The 19,640-nt window shown below is 65.1% G+C and carries 16 protein-coding genes; 13 read left to right on the top strand and 3 right to left on the bottom strand.

Features of this window, described 5'->3' with window-relative positions; genetic code table 11:
* Positions 1–71: 71 nt before the first annotated feature.
* From ilvD to LVJ94_23950, 13 genes are all read left to right on the top strand, one after another.
* Complete coding sequence (gene ilvD, locus LVJ94_24010) at positions 72–1,781, top strand: dihydroxy-acid dehydratase (GenBank protein ID WXB10281.1); 1,710 nt, start codon at positions 72–74, stop codon at positions 1,779–1,781.
* Positions 1,778–2,587 (top strand): hypothetical protein, encoded by an 810-nt coding sequence (locus tag LVJ94_24005; GenBank protein ID WXB10280.1) that lies wholly within the window; start codon positions 1,778–1,780, stop codon positions 2,585–2,587. The genes ilvD and LVJ94_24005 overlap by 4 nt, the downstream gene beginning before the upstream one ends.
* Positions 2,584–4,323 carry a biosynthetic-type acetolactate synthase large subunit gene (gene ilvB / locus LVJ94_24000; GenBank protein ID WXB10279.1) on the top strand — a complete coding sequence of 580 codons (1,740 nt, stop codon included), beginning with the start codon at positions 2,584–2,586 and terminating at the stop codon, positions 4,321–4,323. The genes LVJ94_24005 and ilvB overlap by 4 nt, the downstream gene beginning before the upstream one ends.
* 53 nt (positions 4,324–4,376) lie before the next feature.
* Positions 4,377–4,928: an acetolactate synthase small subunit gene (ilvN, locus tag LVJ94_23995; protein ID WXB10278.1), complete on the top strand. Its 552-nt coding sequence runs from the start codon at positions 4,377–4,379 to the stop codon at positions 4,926–4,928.
* 98 nt (positions 4,929–5,026) lie between these two features.
* Positions 5,027–6,040 carry a ketol-acid reductoisomerase gene (gene ilvC / locus LVJ94_23990; GenBank protein WXB10277.1) on the top strand — a complete coding sequence of 338 codons (1,014 nt, stop codon included), beginning with the start codon at positions 5,027–5,029 and terminating at the stop codon, positions 6,038–6,040.
* 18 nt (positions 6,041–6,058) lie between these two features.
* Positions 6,059–7,732: a 2-isopropylmalate synthase gene (locus tag LVJ94_23985; protein ID WXB10276.1), complete on the top strand. Its 1,674-nt coding sequence runs from the start codon at positions 6,059–6,061 to the stop codon at positions 7,730–7,732.
* A 22-nt stretch (positions 7,733–7,754) separates the two neighbouring features.
* A complete protein-coding gene (gene leuC / locus LVJ94_23980) occupies positions 7,755–9,167 on the top strand; it encodes a 3-isopropylmalate dehydratase large subunit (GenBank protein ID WXB10275.1) in 1,413 nt (470 codons plus the stop codon).
* Positions 9,164–9,736 carry a 3-isopropylmalate dehydratase small subunit gene (leuD, locus tag LVJ94_23975; protein ID WXB10274.1) on the top strand — a complete coding sequence of 191 codons (573 nt, stop codon included), beginning with the start codon at positions 9,164–9,166 and terminating at the stop codon, positions 9,734–9,736. Before leuC ends, leuD begins: the two co-directional genes overlap by 4 nt.
* Positions 9,737–9,748: 12 nt before the next feature.
* Complete coding sequence (leuB, locus tag LVJ94_23970; protein ID WXB10273.1) at positions 9,749–10,825, top strand: 3-isopropylmalate dehydrogenase; 1,077 nt, start codon at positions 9,749–9,751, stop codon at positions 10,823–10,825.
* A 90-nt stretch (positions 10,826–10,915) separates the two neighbouring features.
* Positions 10,916–11,668: a hypothetical protein gene (locus tag LVJ94_23965; protein WXB10272.1), complete on the top strand. Its 753-nt coding sequence runs from the start codon at positions 10,916–10,918 to the stop codon at positions 11,666–11,668.
* Positions 11,665–12,480 (top strand): hypothetical protein, encoded by an 816-nt coding sequence (locus LVJ94_23960; protein ID WXB10271.1) that lies wholly within the window; start codon positions 11,665–11,667, stop codon positions 12,478–12,480. The genes LVJ94_23965 and LVJ94_23960 overlap by 4 nt, the downstream gene beginning before the upstream one ends.
* A gap of 19 nt (positions 12,481–12,499) precedes the next feature.
* Positions 12,500–13,285, top strand: coding sequence for a hypothetical protein (locus LVJ94_23955; GenBank protein ID WXB10270.1), 786 nt, complete (start codon positions 12,500–12,502; stop codon positions 13,283–13,285).
* 9 nt (positions 13,286–13,294) lie between these two features.
* The gene (locus tag LVJ94_23950) at positions 13,295–13,897 is read left to right on the top strand and encodes a hypothetical protein (GenBank protein ID WXB10269.1); all 603 of its coding nucleotides are present in this window, start codon (positions 13,295–13,297) and stop codon (positions 13,895–13,897) included.
* Here the strand turns inward: LVJ94_23950 and ilvA are convergent.
* From ilvA to LVJ94_23935, 3 genes are all read right to left on the bottom strand, one after another.
* Positions 13,867–15,390, bottom strand: a complete 1,524-nt coding sequence (gene ilvA, locus LVJ94_23945) for a threonine ammonia-lyase, biosynthetic (GenBank protein WXB10268.1) — start codon at positions 15,388–15,390, stop codon at positions 13,867–13,869. The two genes, LVJ94_23950 and ilvA, sit on opposite strands and share 31 nt — an antisense overlap.
* A 238-nt stretch (positions 15,391–15,628) precedes the next feature.
* Entirely contained in the window at positions 15,629–18,109 is a 2,481-nt protein-coding gene (locus LVJ94_23940) for a GH92 family glycosyl hydrolase (GenBank protein ID WXB10267.1), read from the bottom strand.
* A 43-nt stretch (positions 18,110–18,152) separates the two neighbouring features.
* Entirely contained in the window at positions 18,153–19,640 is a 1,488-nt protein-coding gene (locus LVJ94_23935) for a protein kinase (GenBank protein WXB10266.1), read from the bottom strand.

Raw genomic sequence — 19,640 nt, 5'->3', positions numbered from 1 at the left:
TGATTCGGCCCCGCACCCAGAGAAGGTTGCGGGGTTTTTTTTTGGTTTGGTCGTCGTCGGAGATTCGGAGCATGCGCAGCGATACATTGAAAAAGGGGAGTGCCAGGGCACCCGCGCGCGCCATGCTGAAGGGGGCCGGGTATACCGACCAAGATCTGGAAAAACCGCTGGTTGGCATCGCCAACACGTGGACTGAAGTCACGCCTTGCAACGTTCACCTGCGCCGCCTTGCGGAGATGGTGAAAGAGGGGGTGCGCGCTGCAGGCGGCACCCCCGTCGAGTTTAATACGATTGCAGTTTCCGACGGCATCACCATGGGAACGGAGGGAATGCGCGGTTCCCTCATCTCGCGCGAGGTGGTCGCCGACTCGATCGAGCTCTTCGTGATGTCGCACATGCTGGACGGCGTCGTCGCGCTCTCCGGATGCGACAAAACCATTCCCGCCACGGTCATGGCGTTGGCGCGGCTGGATGTTCCGTCGCTCATGCTTTATGGCGGTCCCATTGCACCGGGGCGCTTCGAAGGGCGCGACGTCACCATTCAAGACGTGTTCGAAGCCGTGGGCGCACACGCCGCCGGCCGCATGACCAGCGCACAACTCAAGGTGCTCGAGGACAATGCCTGTCCGGGCGCGGGTGCCTGTGGCGGCCAATTCACCGCGAACACCATGTCGGTCGCCATCACCATGCTGGGCCTCTCGCCCATGGGCGTGAACGAAGTGCCCGCGACCGATCCGCACAAAGACGTGGTCGCCCGCGAATGCGGCGCCCTCGTGATGGATCTCATCGCCAAGGATCGGCGTCCGAGCCACCTGCTCACGCGCCAGGCCTTCGAGAACGCCATTGCATCCGTCGCCGCCACGGCCGGATCCACCAACGGCGTGCTCCATCTCCTGGCCATCGCCGCCGAGGCCGGAATTGCTCTCGCCATCGACGATTTCGATCCCATCTCCGCCCGCACGCCGGTGCTGACCGACTTGAAGCCCGGCGGCCGCTACACCGCCGTCGATATGTACCGGCACGGCGGCGTGCGCCTCCTGACCAAGCGGATGCTCGACGCGGGCCTCATTAAAGATGGCCCCACGTGCACCGGGCGCACCCTGCGGGAAGAAGCGGATCTCTACCGCGAGGACCTCGAGGCCGACGGAGACGATCCCAAGGTGATCCGCACCGTCGACGAGCCGGTGAAGAAGCGCGGCGGTTTCGCCATCCTGCGCGGTGATCTCGCCCCCGAGGGCTGCGTGGTGAAGTTGGCGGGCCACGACCGCAACGAACACTCCGGCGAGGCGCGCGTGTTCGACAGCGAAGAAGAAGCGTTCGCCGCCGTGCAGGCCGGGCAAATCCGCGCGGGCGATGTCGTCATCATACGTTACGAAGGTCCGCGCGGCGGTCCCGGCATGCGTGAGATGCTCGCGGTCACCGCAGCCATCGTGGGGCAGGGGCTCTCCGACTCGGTGGCGCTCATCACCGACGGCCGGTTCAGCGGCGCCACGTACGGATTGATGGCCGGCCACGTCTCACCGGAGGCTGCACTGGGCGGCCCCATCGCGTTCGTGCGCAGCGGCGACAAGGTCACCTTGAACGTGGCCATGCGAAGGATCGACGTCGATGCCGATCTCGCCGCACGCGCGAAAGACGGATTGCCGAGGCGAGCATCCCGCTACCCGCGGGGTGTCATCGCCAAATACGCAGCACTGGTTTCGTCTGCGTCGGAAGGGGCCGTGACCCGTCCGCCGCAAGACAAAGAAGTCCAAAAGGGAAAAGGAGCAGGGGCATCATGACCGATCCAGATGGCAAGAAGAGCGGAGCGGATCAGCAGCAAAAGCAAACCAACCCAGGAGCCACGCGCATTGCCGTTCTAGGCTACGGAACGGAAGCGCGCGATCGAGCTGTTCGTCTCCGCCACGCGGGCTGCGACGTCTCGGTGAGCATGCGACCCGGCGGATTGAGCTGGGTACGTGCCAACGCCGACAAGTTCGCCCCCGCACCTGCCGACGAAGCCGTGGCTTCGGCAGAAGTGGTCGTCTTGCTCGTTCCCGACGAGGAACAACCGGCGGTCTATTGGCGCAGCGTTGCGCCGCACATCACACCGGGCTCCCTGCTGGTGGTCGAGCGCGGACACGCTCTGTACCTCGGCATGCTGGAACCGAAGTCCGACGTCGATGTCGTGTTGGTCACCACCGCAGCCTCCGGCACGAGCGAGCGTCCCGGCTGTCGGGTCGCCGTCTACCGCGATGCCACCGGCCGCGCGCTGGAGCGTGCGATCGCCTATGCGCGCGCGGCCTTCCCCGAGGCGAAGGTCAGCTTGGGCACCACCACGGTGTCCGACGAAGTGGAGGCCGACCTGGCCGCGCGCGAAGCACGCGCCGGCGGTCACGACGCGTTCGTGGCGGAGCTCGATCAGATCTTGGTGCGCGGCGGAGCGCACGAGCCCGACGAGGCGAAGCTGTCGTTCTACGAGCGTCTGCGCGCCTGCGTGGCGACGCGGCAGCCCACGGCGGAATCAGGCCGCGCCATCACCGCCGCCCCGGCGTCGGCGACGGACGTTGCAGTGCGATATTGGACACAAATGCGAGGAGTGGCATGAGCGCTGACGGTCGTGTGGGCGCCGATGCTCGGCGCACCGGTGCACAAATCATTTGGGAAGCCTTGATCCGCGAAGAGGTCAAAGTCGTATTCGGCTACCCCGGCGGCGCCATCATGCCGGCGTACGACTCCATCCTTCAGTATCCCATCCATCACGTGTTGGTGCGCCACGAACAGGGCGCAGCTCACATGGCCGACGGATACGCGCGCGCATCGGGAGAAGTGGGCGTTTGCATCGCCACCTCGGGACCGGGTGCCACCAACTTGGTGACCGGCATCGCCACCGCCATGCTCGATTCGGTGCCCATGGTGTGCATCACCGGGCAGGTGAATTCGAAACTCATTGGGAGCGACGCCTTCCAGGAGACGGATATCACTGGCGTGACGCTTCCAATTACGAAACATAATTACGTCGTCAGCGACGTAAACAAGATTGCATCGACCATTCGCGAGGCTTTCTACATCGCGCGATCGGGCCGTCCCGGTCCGGTTTTGGTCGATATCACCAAAGACGCACAACAGGCCACCACCGTCCCCGTTTGGAGCGACGAGCCCGTGCGGCTACCGGGCTATCGCCCCGACCACCGAACGAGCGTGGAAGATCTCGAGCGCGCCGCCGAGATGATTGCCTCGGCGAAGCGGCCGATCATCTTCGCGGGACACGGCATCGTGCGCGCCGAGGCGACCCGTCTGCTGCTCGAGTTCGTAGAGAAAACCGGGATCCCCGTCGCGACCACCTTGTTGGGGCTTGGCGGCTTTCCTGCCACCCATCCGGCCAGCTTGGGCATGATGGGCATGCACGGCGAAGCGTGGGTCAATCAAGCCATTCAGGAGGCCGACCTGCTGTTGGCGCTGGGAATGCGATTCGACGATCGCGTAACCGGTAATTTGAAAAACTATGCCGTCCACGCCAAGAAGATTCATTTCGAGCTGGATCCGGCGGAGATAAACAAAAACGTCCGCGTCGATCTGCGCCTCGTTGGCGATGTGAAAGACACCTTGCGCGCGCTGCTTCCGAAGCTCGCACCGCGCAATTGCAAGCCGTGGATGGACAGCATTAACTCGATGAAAGGCGATTCGGCGGTGCGCGACATTCAAAAAATGCCGCACGACGGTCGCTTGTTCGCCGCGCACGTGATGCACGATCTCTGGCGCATCACCGAGGGCAAGGCCATCGTGGTGACCGATGTCGGCCAGCACCAAATGTGGGAAGCGCAATATTACAAGCACGACCACCCGCGGAAACTCATTACGTCCGGCGGATTGGGGACCATGGGTTTCGCACTGCCCGCGGCCATCGGCGCCCGGTTCGCGAAGAAGGAAGAGGAAATCTGGGTCATCGCCGGAGACGGCGGGTTTCAGATGACCGCCTGCGAGCTATCGACCGCCGCGCAGGAAGGAATCAAGATCAACATTGCTATCATCAACAATGGGTATTTGGGGATGGTGCGGCAATGGCAAGAATTTTTCTATGATGGTCGATATTCCGCGACGCCCTTGCGCAGCCCCGATTTCGTGAAACTTGCGGAAGCTCACGGCCATACGGGATTGCGGGTGACCAAGCGGGAGGAGGTCGAGGAAACGGTGGCGCGGGCGCGGTCGACCCCCGGAACCGTTCTCATCGATTTTAGGGTCGAGCAGGAAGACAGTGTCTACCCGATGGTCGCGGCAGGCGCGGATTTGCACGACATGATCCGCCGGCCGAGCCCGATCGTAGAGACGGCGGATGACGAATGAGCATCACGAGTTTGAGGAGTGGGGAGAGTCTTTGGGAGAGGACGGGACGAGTCATGGCTAAACCAAGTTTGCGAACCTTCATTGCATATGTGGAAGACCTACCGGGTGTCTTGAACCGCGTGACGTCGCTCTTTCGACGCCGTGGTTACAACATCGAGTCGCTGACGGTAGGGCGTACGCAAAAAGAACACGTTTCGCGCATGACGATCGTCATGGAGGCCGACGACGACGCTGCCCGCCGCATCGAGGCGAATCTTTACAAGCTCGTCAACGTTCTCCGCGTCGAAGACACCACGCACACGGCAACGGTCAGTCGCGAGCTCGCGATGATCAAAGTGCACGCCGGCAAAGAGACGCGCCCGCACATCATGCAGGTTTGCGAAGTGTTTCGCGCCCGTGTCATCGACGTGGGTGTGTCCGCTTTGATCTGTGAGATCACGGGAACGGGCGACAAGATCGACGGTCTCGTGGAAGTGCTTCGCCCCTTTGGGATTCTCGAAATGGTAAGAACGGGTGCAGTCGCCATGATGCGCGGCGCAGACGCACTCGAGGATTCGGACGTGGATCCGTCGGGCGTACACGAACTCCCGCGTGATGCAGCCTGATGGATATTCGGCACTAGCCAATCGTCGAAAATAACGCTGAAAAAAGAACAATCGGCGTTGATGAACGGCTAGAAAAGATTTCGAAAGTGGAGAGACAAATGGCTAAGATCTATTACGATAAAGATGCAGACCTCGGGATCATCCGCAAGAAGAAGGTCGCCATCATCGGCTACGGGTCGCAGGGACACGCGCACGCGCTGAACCTGAAAGACAGCGGCGTCGATGTGCGGGTGGGTCTGCACTCCTCGAGCAAGAGCATCGCCAAGGCGAAGGCTTCCGGTCTCGAGGTCTCGCCCGTCGCAGAGGCCTCCGCGTGGGCCGACGTCATCATGGTTCTCATCCCCGATACGTCGCAGGCGAAGATTTACAACGAGGCGATTGCCAGCAATCTCTCCGCGGGCAAGACATTGATGTTCGCCCACGGCTTCAACATTCGATTCAAGACGATCGAGCCGCGCGCGGACGTCGACGTGAGCATGGTGGCCCCCAAGGGCCCCGGCCACCGGGTGCGCGAGACCTTCGAGGCGAACGGTGGCGTGCCGGCGCTGATTGCCGTGCACCAGAATGCGAGCGGGAAGGCGAAAGAGCTGGCCCTCTCGTACGCCGCGGGACTCGGAGCGACCCGCGCGGGCGTTCTGGAGACGACGTTCGCCGAGGAGACGGAGACCGACTTGTTCGGTGAGCAGGCGGTGTTGTGTGGTGGTGCAAGCGAACTGGTGAAAGCCGGCTTCCAGACCTTGGTCGACGCGGGCTACCAGCCGGAGATTGCCTACTTCGAGTGCTTGCACGAGCTGAAGTTGATCGTCGACCTGATGTACCGGGGCGGCCTCAATTACATGCGTTACTCGGTGAGCGACACCGCCGAGTACGGCGATTACGTCTCGGGGCCGCGGGTCATCAACCCGGAGACGCGCGCCACGATGAAGAAGATTCTTGCCGAGATTCAAGATGGCACCTTCGCCAAGAATTGGATCGAGGAGAACGCGACCGGTCGCAAGTCCTTCGAGGGCACGCGACAGAAGGAACGCGATCAGAAGCTCGAAGTGGTGGGGGCAGAATTGCGCAGCATGATGCCGTTTTTGGATCCGGTAACGATTAAACCTGGCGACTGACGGAGGAGGGAACGAGCGATGGGCAACTACGTACGCATTTTCGATACGACGCTACGAGATGGGGAACAGTCGCCTGGGGCGACGATGACTTCGAGCGAGAAGCTCGAGATCGCCAAAGCGCTTTCACGCCTCGGCGTGGATGTGATCGAGGCGGGCTTTCCCGCAGCGTCGCCCGACGATCTTGCGGCCGTACGCGCAATCGCCGAGCACGTGGGTAGAGAACCGATCGAGGGCCGGCCTTCCTCCGAGCCGCCCTCGATCGTCGGACTGGCGCGCGCCACCAAAGGTGACATCGACGCCGCGTGGGAAGGCATCAAGCGGGCGAAGCACCCGTGCCTGCACACGTTCCTATCCACGTCCGATTTGCACATGAAGCACAAATTGCGGATGTCGCGCGAACAGGTCCTCGCGAAGATCGCGGAGCAGGTGGCCTACGCGAAGTCGCTCTGCAATCAGATCGAGTTTAGCCCCGAGGATGCAGGCCGCACGGATCCGGAGTTCCTTTACCAGGTACTCGACGTGGCGATCCGCGCCGGGGCGACGGTGCTCAACATTCCCGACACCGTCGGATACACCACGCCGGACGAGTTCGGCGGGATCATCTCGGGCATTTTCGCCAATGTGCCGAACATCGACAGTGTGATCGTGTCGGTGCATTGCCACAACGACCTGGGCCTCGCGACGGCGAATACGCTGGCGGGCATCCGGGCCGGTGCGCGGCAGGCGGAGGTGACCATCAACGGCATCGGCGAGCGCGCGGGCAATACGTCGCTCGAAGAAGTGGTGATGACCCTCGCCACGCGTGCGCCCAAGTTCAATTTGACGACGGGCATCGACACGACGCAGCTCACCCGCGTGAGCCGCATGGTGAGCACGGCCACGGGCATCGTCGTCCAGCCGAACAAGGCCGTCGTCGGCGCCAATGCGTTCGCGCACGAGTCGGGCATTCACCAAGACGGCATGCTGAAGCACGAGGCCACGTACGAGATCATGCGCCCCGAATCGGTGGGCGTGACCCAAACGAACCTCGTTCTGGGCAAGCACTCGGGCCGCGCGGCGCTCTCGGCGCGATTGAATGCGATGGGTTACTCGTTCGACGGGCCGGCGCTCGATCGCGTGTTCGCGCGCTTCAAGGCGCTCGCCGATCGTCGCAAGCAAGTGCACGACGCGGACCTGGAGGCACTCATCCACGACGAGGTGGGACCGGACATCGAGTCCTTCCAGCTCGAAGGGCTCCTCGTCGGTTGCGGCACCATGGGCATGCCGACCGCGACGGTGCGTCTGCGTTGCCCGGACGGCAAGGTGCGTGTGCACGCGGCCGTCGGCACGGGCCCGGTGGACGCGGCCTACAAGGCCGTCGATGCCATCGTGTCGACCAATGCCGACCTCCTCGAGTTCACCATCCGCTCCGTGACCGAGGGCATCGATGCGCTCGGTGAGGTGGCGGTGCGCATCCGCGAACGCGATGAGCACGAGGGTGTGCGGGCTCAGCATTCCGGGCCGGAGAAGCGCGTTTTCCACGGTACCGGTGCCGACACGGACATCATCGTGGCCAGCGTGAAGGCCTACCTGCGCGCGCAGAACAAGCTCGTCCAGGCGACGGGTGGCGAGTGGGATGCGCCTTCTTCGCGCGACGTGGTGGTACATTCCGAGGCCGTACAGGCGGCAGTCGCGTCCTCGCGCGCCTCCTGATCCCGACCAGGTAAGAGGCAAGATGCCGCAAACGCTCTTCGAGAAAATATGGAATGCGCACGTGGTGGCCGAAGAAGAAGGCCGCCCGGCGCTCGTGTACATCGACCTGCATCTGATCCACGAGGTGACCTCGCCGCAAGCCTTCTCGGGGCTTCGCGCGCGGGGGATCCGCGTGCGCAGGCCGGATCGCACGGTGGCGACGATGGACCACTCGACGCCCACGCTTCCACGGTCGCTCGCGATCGTGGACGCGCAGGCGCAGGCGCAATTGAGGACGCTGGAAGAAAATTGCGCCGAGTTTGGCATTGCGCTGCACGGACTCGATTCGGACAAGCAGGGCATCGTGCACGTGATCGGCCCGGAGCTGGGGCACACGCAGCCGGGCCGCACCATCGTTTGCGGCGATAGCCACACGTCGACGCACGGTGCCTTTGGCGCGCTCGCCTTCGGCATCGGCACCAGCGAAGTCGAGCACGTGCTCGCCACGCAGTGCCTTCTGCAGCGAAAACCGAAGACGCTCGAGGTGCGCGTCTCCGGCAAGCTGCGGGATGGGACGTCGGCCAAGGACATCATTTTGGCGATGTGCGCGAAGATTGGCGTGGGCGGTGCCACCGGTCACGTCATCGAGTACACCGGCGAGGCCATTCGCGCGCTCGACATGGAGGGGCGGATGACCGTCTGCAACATGTCCATCGAGGCGGGAGCCCGCGCCGGCATGGTCGCGCCGGACGACGTGACGTTCGCGTACCTCTCGGGCCGCGAGCACGCGCCCAAGGGGGCTGCGTGGGACGTGGCGCTCACGCGCTGGCGTGAGCTGCGCACGGACGAGGGCGCGACGTTCGATCGGCACGTGGACATCGATGCGTCGTCGCTCGAGCCGATGATCACGTACGGAACGAACCCCGGCATGGGCATGCCCATCACGGGCAATGTTCCTTCGCCGGACGACGCGCCGGATGCGACGGCCCGCGCGGCGCTGGAGAAGGCGCTTCGCTACATGGATATCGCGCCGGGGGCGCCGCTCCTGGGCAAGAAGATCAACACGGTGTTCGTAGGCTCGTGCACCAACTCGCGTCTGGGCGATCTTCGCGCGGCCGCGTCGGTGCTTCGCGGGCGGCACGTGGCCAAAGGCGTGCGCGCGCTCATCGTCCCGGGCTCGAAGGCCATCAAGCGCGAGGCCGAGGCCGAGGGGCTCGATCGCGTCTTCCGCGAGGCGGGCGCCGAGTGGCGGGAGGCGGGCTGCTCGATGTGCATCGCCATGAACGGCGACCAACTCGAACGCGGCGAATATGCCGTGAGCACCAGCAACCGCAACTTCGAGGGCCGTCAAGGACCGGGATCGCGCACCTTCCTCGCGTCACCGCTCACCGCGGCCGCGGCCGCGGTCACGGGGTGCATCACGGATGTGCGCACGCTTCTCGGAGGTGCATCATGAGGGCGTTCGACGTGGTGACCTCCACCGTCGTCCCGCTCTTGGCGGACGACGTCGACACCGACCAGATCATCCCCGCGCGCTTCCTCAAGGTGACGGACAAGAAGGGCCTTGGGGCGAGCCTGTTCGCCGACTGGCGCACCCGCCCCGACTTCGTCTTGAATCGCCCCGAAGTGCAGGGCTCCGAGATTCTGCTCGCGGGCAACAACTTCGGCTGTGGCTCGTCGCGCGAGCACGCTCCGTGGGCGCTCACCGATTGGGGCATCCGCGCGGTCATTGCGCGTTCCTTCGCGGACATCTTCCGTCAGAACTCGCTGAAGAATGGCCTCGTGCCGGTGGCGCTGGGCGACGATGCTCATGCGAAGGTCGTGGCGGCCAGTGCGGCGGATCCCAAGCTTCGCATCACCGTCGATCTCCCGAACCTGCGCATCTCCCTTCCGGATGGCTCGACGTTTCCATTCGTCATCGAGCCGTTCTCGAAGCACTGCCTCGAAAACGGTTTGGACGAACTGGGATATATCCTCTCGCTTTCGGATCGCATTGCGGCCTATGAAGCAGAGAAGTCCTTTTGAAGGAGTGATGGCGTGACCAAGAAAATCGTTCTTTTGCCCGGCGATGGCGTCGGGCCGGAAGTGGTTCGCGAAGCACGCGCCGTGCTCGAGCAGGTGGGTCGTACGTTCGGGCACACGTTCGAGTTCTCCGAGCACGCCATCGGCGGGGCCGCCATCGATTCGCACGACGATCCGCTGCCCAAGTCGACCTTGGACGCGTGCAAGGCGGCGGACGCGGTGCTGCTCGGCGCCGTGGGCGGCCCCAAGTGGGACGATCCGAAGCGCAAGGTGCGCCCGGAGCAGGGGCTTCTCGGCTTGCGCCGCGGCCTCGGGCTCTACGCGAACTTGCGGCCGGTGCGCGTGCATCCGAAGCTCGCCGCGGCCTCGCCGCTCAAGGCCGACAAGGTCGAGGGCGTGGACATCCTCTTCGTGCGTGAGCTCACGGGCGGCCTGTACTTCGGCGAGCCGCGTTTCCGCGAGCAGCTCGAGGGCAAAGTCCGCGCGGTCGACACGCTCGAGTACACGGACGAAGAAGTCCGACGCGTGGTTCGCCTGGCCTTCCGCCTCGCGGGACCGCGGCGCAAGCGCGTGACGTCGGTCGACAAGGCCAACGTCATCGAGACCTCGCGCTTGTGGCGTGAGACGGCGACCGAGGTGCACAAGGAATTCCCCGACGTCGCCCTCGAGCATCAGCTGGTCGACTCCTGCGCGATGCGCCTCATCACGGCGGCGCGCTCGTTCGACGTCATCGTGACCGAGAACATGTTCGGCGACATCCTCACCGACGAAGCGTCCGTGCTGGCCGGCTCGCTCGGGCTTTTGCCCAGCGCCTCGCTGGGCGATGGCACCAATGGCGTCTACGAGCCGATCCACGGCTCCGCGCCGGACATCGCGGGCAAAGACATCGCGAACCCCACCGGGACCATTCTGAGCGCGGCCATGCTGCTGCGTCACTCCTTGGGCCTCACCGCGGAAGCCGAAGCGGTGGAACGCGCGGTGGACGACGTGATCAACTCGGGCGCACGCACTGCCGACATGGCCGGTGCAGGTGGGGAATCTCTCTCCACCAGCGCTTTCGGTCAACGCGTGCTCGGCGCGATTCGTAAATAGTACGCGCAAAACATATCCTGGCTCTCTTCGGAGGGGTTCTTCATGGGGTGCGCCAGGATATCGAAGTGGATTGGGCCAGGTCTCGCGCTCATGGCGTTAGGGACCTGGTCTTCGTTTGTGCGCGCAGAAAAAATCGTCAACGGCAGCCTGTCGATCGATATCGATCCGGGCAGCAACGGCGTGTGCGTCGTCAAGCCGGCGTCGCGGTACGACGCGGAGAATTGTGCGGACGTCAATGTCGCGGCCGAGCGGAGAAAATTCGCGACGTGGCAAGGATCGGTGCTGCCCGTCGCCGTGATGCACGTGCGTGAGGGCGACGCCAGGCACCACGTGCTCATGGTGGAGTACAAGAACCTACGGACGGAGTTCGACCAGGAGTCGGCGCGAGAGTTCGCCCGTATCGTGCGCGAGAACATGCGCGCCGATTGGAAAGTCGCCGCACTAACACCTGATGCCCAGCTCGAGCCCACGCAAGTGCGAATCCAAGGCGTGCAGGTCACGAGCTTCGACGCCACACCGGCGATCGCCGCCGATGATCCGCGACGCGCGTGGAGCTATACGTTGGTGTTCGCCGTCCCTACGGACCAAGCCGTCTATGGGATCATCTTCGCGGGTGCCCCTGAAAATGCCGCCGCCGTGTCGGCATTGGCGAGTCGTTCTTTGGCGACCTTGCGCGCAAAGCCGGCCGGGCCGCCGGCGCCGAAGACCCCAACCCTCGCATACCGGGTAGGCCGCGCAGTGGGGGCACTCGCCATATTCGGCGTATTGGCATTCATTCTCGTGCGCGCCCTCTTGGGCAAGTCGAAGGCAAATCCGCAATACGAGCCGGAGGGGAGGCCATGAGAGCAAAGCTCCTTGTCGGATTGGGCATCCTCTTCGCCGCGCTCCTTCATGCACGACCTGCGTCGGCCGTGCAGATCGTGGATGGCGACTTTCACGTCGACATCGTGCCGGACGAGGGCGAAGAGACCTGCGTGACCCTGCCGGAGTCGCTCCACGAGCCGGAGTCGTGCGACGGGGTGGACATCGAGGACTTCAATCAGCGCCTCCGCAAGGCCATTCAAGGGGACATTGGCATCGTCGCCTCCGTGCTGGTGCGCGGCGACGAGCGGTTCGAATTCGTGGTCATCCTGCGCGAGGCCAACGTGCGCACGGAGTTCGACAAGGCCACGGCCAGGGCCTTTGCCCAGGGGGGAGTGCAGGGCCTGCGGAATCAGCTCGGCGAGAAGGCGATGCGCGGGGTGGGGGACATCACGCCGACGGAGATGCGCCGAAATGGCGTGCAGATGGTGGGATACGAAATCGTGGCCACGGTCCCGCCGGAGGACGAGCAGCATGCGACGAGCGCATTGATTCAATGGACGGCGGCCACGGCCCACGGCCGCTACACCATGACGTTTGCCTCGTCGCCCGAACAGATGCCCCCGTCGAGGGCCCTGGTCGAGCGCTCGCTCTCCTCGCTGCGTGCCACGCCGGGGGCGCGGCCGCCCAGCGCGATCGTCCACATGATCATCGGTGCCGCGATGCTGGGCGGCGTGCTGCTTGCGCTCATCGTGGGCTTGTATTTCCTGGTTCGCACGTTGATGCGCCCCTCGCAGCCGCCCAAAACGTACTACGGATACAATGCACCACCGCCGCCACCCCCGGCGGCCTAATCGCGCTATCCTAGGCTCGATGGCGTGGGTCAAGTTCATCGGGTGCATCGCGTTTCTGTTCGGGCTTGCATGGTCGTCGCGCGCGGGGGCGGTGAACGTCGCCGACAAGGACTTCGGTTTCGACCTCGCGCCGGACGACGCCACGGTCTGCGTCTCCTTTCCCAAGGAGCAGCAAGATCCCAAAGCTTGCGCGGGGGTCGACGTCGAGTCGGTGAATGCGCGGGTGAGCACCCTCGAGGGCGGCTCGGGCGAGATGCGGCCCATCACCGCGATGGTCGTGCGCTCGGGCAAGAGCTTTTACGTCGTGCTCGTGATGCACAACGGCAAGACGCACGAGGAGTTCAGCAAGGAAGCGGCACGCGCCCTGGCGCGCTCCGGGCGTGATGCGCGGCGGATCACCTACGGCGAGAAGGCGTTTCCGCCCGAGGACGATGTCGACCCGACCGAGATGCGCATCAACGGCGTGCAAGTCATCCGCTACGAACTGACGCCGCGCCTGGCGGCGGACGATCCGCGTCGGATCATGAGCTACCAGCTTCAATACTTCGCGGCGACGGGCAGGGGAAACTACTCCATTGGCTTCTTCGCATCGCCCGAGGACGTGAACACGGTCAACGTGCTCGCGCAGCGCGCGATGGCCACCTTGCGCGCGCCGCCTGGAGCCGCTCCGTCGCACGTCCCCGAGTCGGATGCGGCCCTGTACGCCGCGGAGGCGTTCGGCGCCGTCGTAGCGTTCAGCGTCGGCCTCTTCCTCGTGGTGCGATCCCGGAACCGGCGCTTGAAGCCGGCTCCTCCTGTTGCCTGAGACGAGGGCATGCTCTTCAAAGACCGCTTCCTGCAGGGCTTCGCCGACGGCACGATCACCCGGGCCTACCGCCGATGGGACAAGCCGCGCGTGAAGGCGGGGAGCCATTTGCGCACGCCCATCGGTGTGCTCGCCGTCGAGGCCATCGACGAAGTGGCATCGAAGTCGCTCACCGACGCGGACGCCCGTGCGGCGGGGTACGCCTCGCGCGACGAGCTTCTCGCGGAGTTGCGCGCGTACGGGGAGGGGACACTTTACGCGATTGCCCTGCGACTCGACGGCGCCGATCCGCGCATTGCCCTGCGCGAGCGGGCGTCGCTCGAGCCGGAGGAGCGCGCGGAGCTCCAACGCCGGCTCGAGCGCCTCGATGCGACGAGCCGGCACGGCCCGTGGACGGAGCGCGTCCTTCGCGTCATCCACGAGCACCCCGAGGGCACGCGCGCGGTCGAGTTGGCGGCGGCCATCGAGCGCGATACGCCCTCGTTCAAGCTGGACGTGCGCAAGCTCAAAGAGCTCGGCCTGACCGAGAGCCTCGGAACGGGTTACCGCATCTCACCGCGCGGGCGCGCCTTTCTCGAGGCTTACGTCGACGGGCCCAAAAAGAGGCGATAAACGGGATTGTCCGTCTCGTGCCATCGCCGGTAGCCGATGGCGTCGAGCAAGGTGTTCAATTGCGCTTCTGTGTCCGGCGGCACCTGAAAGCCGACCAGCGCACGACCATAGTCCGCGCCGTGGTTGCGGTAGTGGAACAGGCTGATGTTCCAATCGCTGCGCAGCCGTTCGAGGAAGTTGAGCAGCGCCCCCGGACGCTCCGGGAACTCGAAGCGGTAAAGCTTCTCGTGGTTCGCCGGCGCGTGGCCGCCGACGAGGTGCCGCAAGTGAAGCTTCGCCAGCTCGTTTCCGCTCAAGTCGAGCGCGGGCAGGCCCGCGTCTTCCAGCGTGGCCAGCAGAAGATCGACCTCGCTGGCGCTGCGCACCTCCAGGCCCACGAAGACGTGCGCGCGCTTCGCGTCGGCATAGCGGTAATTGAACTCCGTCACCGAGCGGCGGCCGATGAGCGCGCAGAATTCCCGGAAGCTGCCCGGCCGCTCGGGGATGGTCACCGCCAGCAGCGCCTCACGCTTTTCGCCCAAGGCCGCGCGCTCGGCGACGTGGCGCAGCCGGTCGAAGTTCATATTCGCACCGGAGGTCACGGCCACCAGGCTGCGACCGTAGTCGCCCTCGCGATCGGCCCAGGCTTTCAGCCCGGCCACGGCCAGGGCGCCCGCGGGCTCCAGAATGGACCGCGTGTCCTCGAAGACGTCCTGGATGGCCGCGCAAATCGCATCGCCATCGACGCGCAGCACCTCGTCGACGTAGTTCCGGCAGAGATCGAACGTCTTCTCGCCGACCTGCCGCACGGCCACGCCGTCGGCGAACAAGCCCACCTCCTCCAGGACCACGCGCTTGCCGAGTTGCAGCGAGCGCCACATCGCATCGGCGTCCACCGGCTCGACCCCGATGACCTTGACGTCGGGCTTGAGCCACTTGATGTACGCCGCGATGCCGGCAATGAGTCCGCCTCCGCCGACCGGCACGAACACGGCGTGGAGATCGCGCGGGCGCTGCCGCAGAAGCTCCATCCCGATGGTGCCCTGGCCGGCAATGACGTCCAGATCGTCGTACGCGTGCACGAAGGTCAGCCCCTGCTCGCGGGAGAGCTGGTTTGCCCGCTCGTAGGCCTCGCCGTAGGAGTCGCCGAAAAGCTCGACCTTGGCCCCGCGATCGGCCACCGCGCGCACCTTGATTTCCGGCGTGGTCGCGGGCATCACGATGCTCGCGCGGCACGACAAGCGCTGCGCGGCCAGGGCCACACCCTGGGCGTGGTTTCCGGCCGACGCCGCCACCACGCCGCGGTCGAGCTCTTCGCGGGATAGCCGCGCCATCTTGGCGTAGGCACCGCGCAGCTTGAAGGAGAAGACCGGCTGCAGGTCTTCGCGCTTGAGGAGCACCTGGTGTCCAAGGCGACGTGAAAGATTCGGCGCGAGATCGAGCGGGCTCTCAATCGCGACGTCGTAGACCGGCGCGGTGAGGATCGATTCCATCAATTCACGAGGTGGGGTCATTCGAGTCATTCACGGCCTCCGGGAACGCCTCGAACCTCCTTCTGCCGCGGGAACGAAAAAGCCCCGCGACCCTTGGGAGGTGCGGGGCTCGTATCAGGACTCCTGGGAGTCTATGCCCGCACCTTGCCTCCGATAATAATAATCAGACGGGTGGGGCGCGGGATTCGCATATCGCAGTAACAATGACTGGCTTGGTGCGGTGTGTCAAGCAGGACGGTGACGAAACCCTCCGCCGATCTCAGGGCGATGGCCCGGTGATCTCGGCCAGGCGCGGCGGCCGGGCCTCGGCGGTCGTGGCCCAAACCGTGGAATGGGGATCGTCGGTGAGCCATACACGAATGGTCTCGGCGCCCAGCAGGTTCTCGTGCGATATCCAGCTTTGAATCCAGTTGCGCTCGGGATTTCCTACGCGAACGCTCGCAACGTATTGAAGCTTCGAAGCATCGGCCCCCCGCGCCTCGATGCGCACGGTGCGGCCGTTTTCGGGGCGAATTTCCACCACCTCGAACATGGGCGCGGTCAGCACGTAGGCGCCGGAGCCGGGCGCGGCCTCGAAGATGCCCGTCATGCCGAACAGCAGCCACGACGAGATGGTGCCGAGATCGTCATTGCCCGGCATGCCATCCTCACGGTCGACGAAGAGCGTGCGCGCCGCGCGGAGCACGGCCGAGGTCTTCCAGGGCGAGCCCGTCCAGGCGTACATCCAGGGCGCGTGCAGATCCGACTCGTTGTTCGGATTGAACGCGAACGCGTTGTAATAGGTATACGCCCCGCGCACCCACTTCTCTTTGGCGGCCTTGGCCGGATCGGCCAGCACGGTGGGCATATCGAAGAAGGTATCCAAGCGCTTCTCCGCCTCGGTCTCACCGCCCATCTTCGCGAAGAGCGCGGGCGCATCTTGCTGCACGAGCCACTGGTATTGCCACCCCGTGCCCTCGTGGAAGCCGTGGCCCTTCATGGGATCGTACGGGTCGGCCTCGGCGTTGGTGCCGTCGATCTTCCGCGCGCGCGGAAAGCCCGCATACCCCTTCGACTGAGCATTCGCGTCCCAAAGCTTTTCGAAGTTGCGGCACCGCGCATCGAGTTGTTTGGCTTTCTCGGTTTCGCCCAAGCCGCGCGCCATCACCGCGAGCGAGCAATCCGCGAACGCGTACTCCAGCGTGGCCGAGCCAGCCTGGCGGCGATCCCCGTAGGTGTAGCCCGAGGTCTCGTTGTAATCGACGTGCCCGCGCGTCTTGTACGTGGGATTCCCATCGCGCCCGCGGAATATCGAAGTATCTCCCGGCACCTCGTTGACGTTGCGCCAGAGCGCATCGAAGAGCTTCTTCGCCGTATCCTTATCGAGGAGGCCGCGGCGGTAAATGGTCACCACCCACGGCGTGATGGGATCTCCGCTCATCACGTTGGTCTCGCCATTGCCCAGCGCCCACCGCGGCATCCATCCCGAGTCGTTGTAAATGCGCAGCACCGAGCGGGCCATGTCCGCCGCGCGCTGCGGGTGGAGCAAGGCCACCAATTGGTTCTGGGACCGGTATGTATCCCAGAGCGAAAGCATTTGATAATAGGGCTTGTCGCTGGTGTGGACGGCGTTCTTGAAGTCGCGGTATTGCCCATCCACGTCGGAGGCGATGGATGGGTGGAGCAGCGAGCGGTAAAGCGCGCTGTAAAAGGTGCGCTGGTCGGCCTGCGAGCCACCGGCCACCGGCATGCGCAGCAATTCGCTCTGCCAGATGCCGTGCGCGCGATCGCGCACCGTATCGAACGACTGCCCCTGGCTCTCTTTGAGCCGATTGTTGCGCGCGCCCTCAACGGAGACGTAGGAAACCCCGACCACAGCGCCTACGGTTCTTCCCGCCGCCGGGTCGAACGATAGCCACGCGCCCATGCGTCCGCCGTTGCGCTTCGCCGTGCGGCTGCTCACGTTGAACGCGCTGCCCACCCACGTGCCGAACACTTTCGCGGTGCGATCGAACTTCGCGCTGAAGAAGATGCGGTAACGCTCTTTGCCGGTTTCGCCGCAGAAGTTGCCGCCGATCAGCGATCCCTCGATGGTGTCGTTTCCGACGACGGCGACATCGGCGTCGTAGACATTGCCATTGCTTTCGCCGACCTCCATCAGGACGTTCATCCCCGTGGCGGTGTCGGGGAAGACGTAACGGTGCCACCCCGTGCGTTCCGTGGCCGTCAGCGAGACCTGGATCCCCGCGGCGGCTTCCGTGCCCGAAGCGAAGGTGACGGAGTACGAACCCGGAGAACGAGTTTCGTTCGCGTGCGAGAACGATGTCGCGTACTGCGTCGGATCGGACGAGAGCAAACTATTGGTGGGCATGAAACGGAAATTGCCCATCGTCTGACAGCCGACACCCGAGAGGTGTGTGTGGCTGAAACCCCATATCTTCGTATCCTTGTATTGATACGCGGCATATCGGTTCGTGCCCGTGTCGGGGCTCAATTGCACCATGCCGAACGGCGTCGTCGCGCCGGGGAAGGTGGTGCCATTTTCGTTGTTGCCAATCGAGGTATCGACCAGCGTCGTGGGATCGCTCGCGAAGGGTGGCCACTGCTCGGCCTGGGGCGCATCGGTGCGTGCATCCCGCCTGGGAGCGACTCCATCGGGCCCCGCATCGGGAGGGAGGTCCGAGACGAGCTCGAGATCGCTGCACATGAGCGTCGAACCACCGAGAAGCGCGGCCAAGGCGACGATGGCGAGCTTTTTCATGCCGCGACTGTCACGCGCGGGTGACTACGTCGTCAAGAGCGACTCACGGTCCGTAAGGATTGGGCGGCGGCTTTGCTGGGATGATGCGTGGCGTGGGAGGAGAAGGTGGAGAAGGCGGCGCCGATTCGGTTTTGCCCGGACGCCGTGGGGGCAGTGTTCTTGGCTCGGGTTTGCCGGGGGGCTTGGCCGACGCCGACGCGGACGCACTCGGGGCGCTCGGCACTTCGTCGGAAGTGGAGCCGAAGGTCGTTGTCTCCTGAGCGGTCGATGGATACGTCTCTGCAGCAGACTGCGCCGTTGCCGGAATAGGCGGCACCGTGGCCACCGTGTGCACGGCGGCGGCCGGGGGACGCGCATTCCCCTTCACCCGGTGCGCGATCCATGCGCCGGTGGAGACCGCGGTCGCGACGAGCAGAACGCCCGCGAGCACGGAGAGCGGAACGACGGAGCCAAAGCGCGCGCGGGCCGTGAGCAAGGCGCTCTGGGTCACGCTTTGGGCCGGTGCCGACTGCGTGAAGTTCGGTGCGTCGAGCGGAGGATGCGCATGCGAAATGGCGGCCGGCGGTACCGGCTCCCCCTGCGGGGGCGCGGTGTTCTCGCTGACGAAGCGGCGCCGGCGTTCGGTGAGCTCCGCCCCGAAGGCGCTCTCGACGAGCTTCGCCACCTCGATGTGCGAGCCCACCAGGTTGGAGGCGCGCGCACGCAGTTCGAGTTCGCGCGCGAAGTCGCCCGCGGTGGGGAAGCGGTAGTCCGGTTGCCGGGCGACCGCGCGCAAGATCGCCGGGTCGAGCATCGCCAGGTGCGCGTGGTACGCCGAGGGCGGCGGGATGTTCTGCGCCGCGACCCGCTTGAGGGTCTCCAGCTCGGTGGCGCCTTTGAAGAGCCGCTCGCCGGTCATCACCTCCCAGGCGATGACCCCGAGCGAGAACAGATCGCTGCGCGCGTCCACGTAGTGCCGCTCGATGTACTCGGGCGCCATGTACGCGAGCTTGCCTTTGAGCACACCCGTCGCCGTCTCTTCGGCGGTGCGCTCCAAGGTCTTCGCCACGCCAAAGTCGGCGATGCGCGCCACGCCGTCGCGGCCGATGAGCACGTTGCTCGGGGACACGTCGCGGTGGACCAAGTGGAGCGGCTGCCCCGACTCGTCGGTGGTGCGGTGCGCGGCATCGAGACCGGCGGCCGTATCGAGCAGGATGCGCAGCATCTCGCGCGGGCACTGCGACGTGTCCATCCGGCGCATCAGATCCGAGAGCGTGCACCCCTCGATGTAGTCGAGCACCAGGATGACGTCGCCACCGTCCTCCGTCACGTCGATCACCCCGACCACGTTGGGGTGGTGAATGCGCGACACGACACGCGCTTCGCGCTTCAAGCCATCGACCAGCTCCGGATCGAGGCGCACGTGCTCGTGTGCCCGTTTGAGCGCGACCAGATGCGAGAAGCTGACGTCGCCCTGGACGCGCCCCACGTAAACGGTGGCCATTCCCCCGGTGCCCAGCCGCGCCAGCGATTCGTAGCGCGTCGCGGTCAT

This window comes from Sorangiineae bacterium MSr11367 (genome assembly GCA_037157805.1).
Classification (GTDB): Bacteria; Myxococcota_A; Polyangia; order Polyangiales; family Polyangiaceae; genus Pendulispora; species Pendulispora rubella.
Note: the sequence above shows the minus strand (reverse complement) of the source record. Positions and strands in the feature narration are given on the sequence as shown.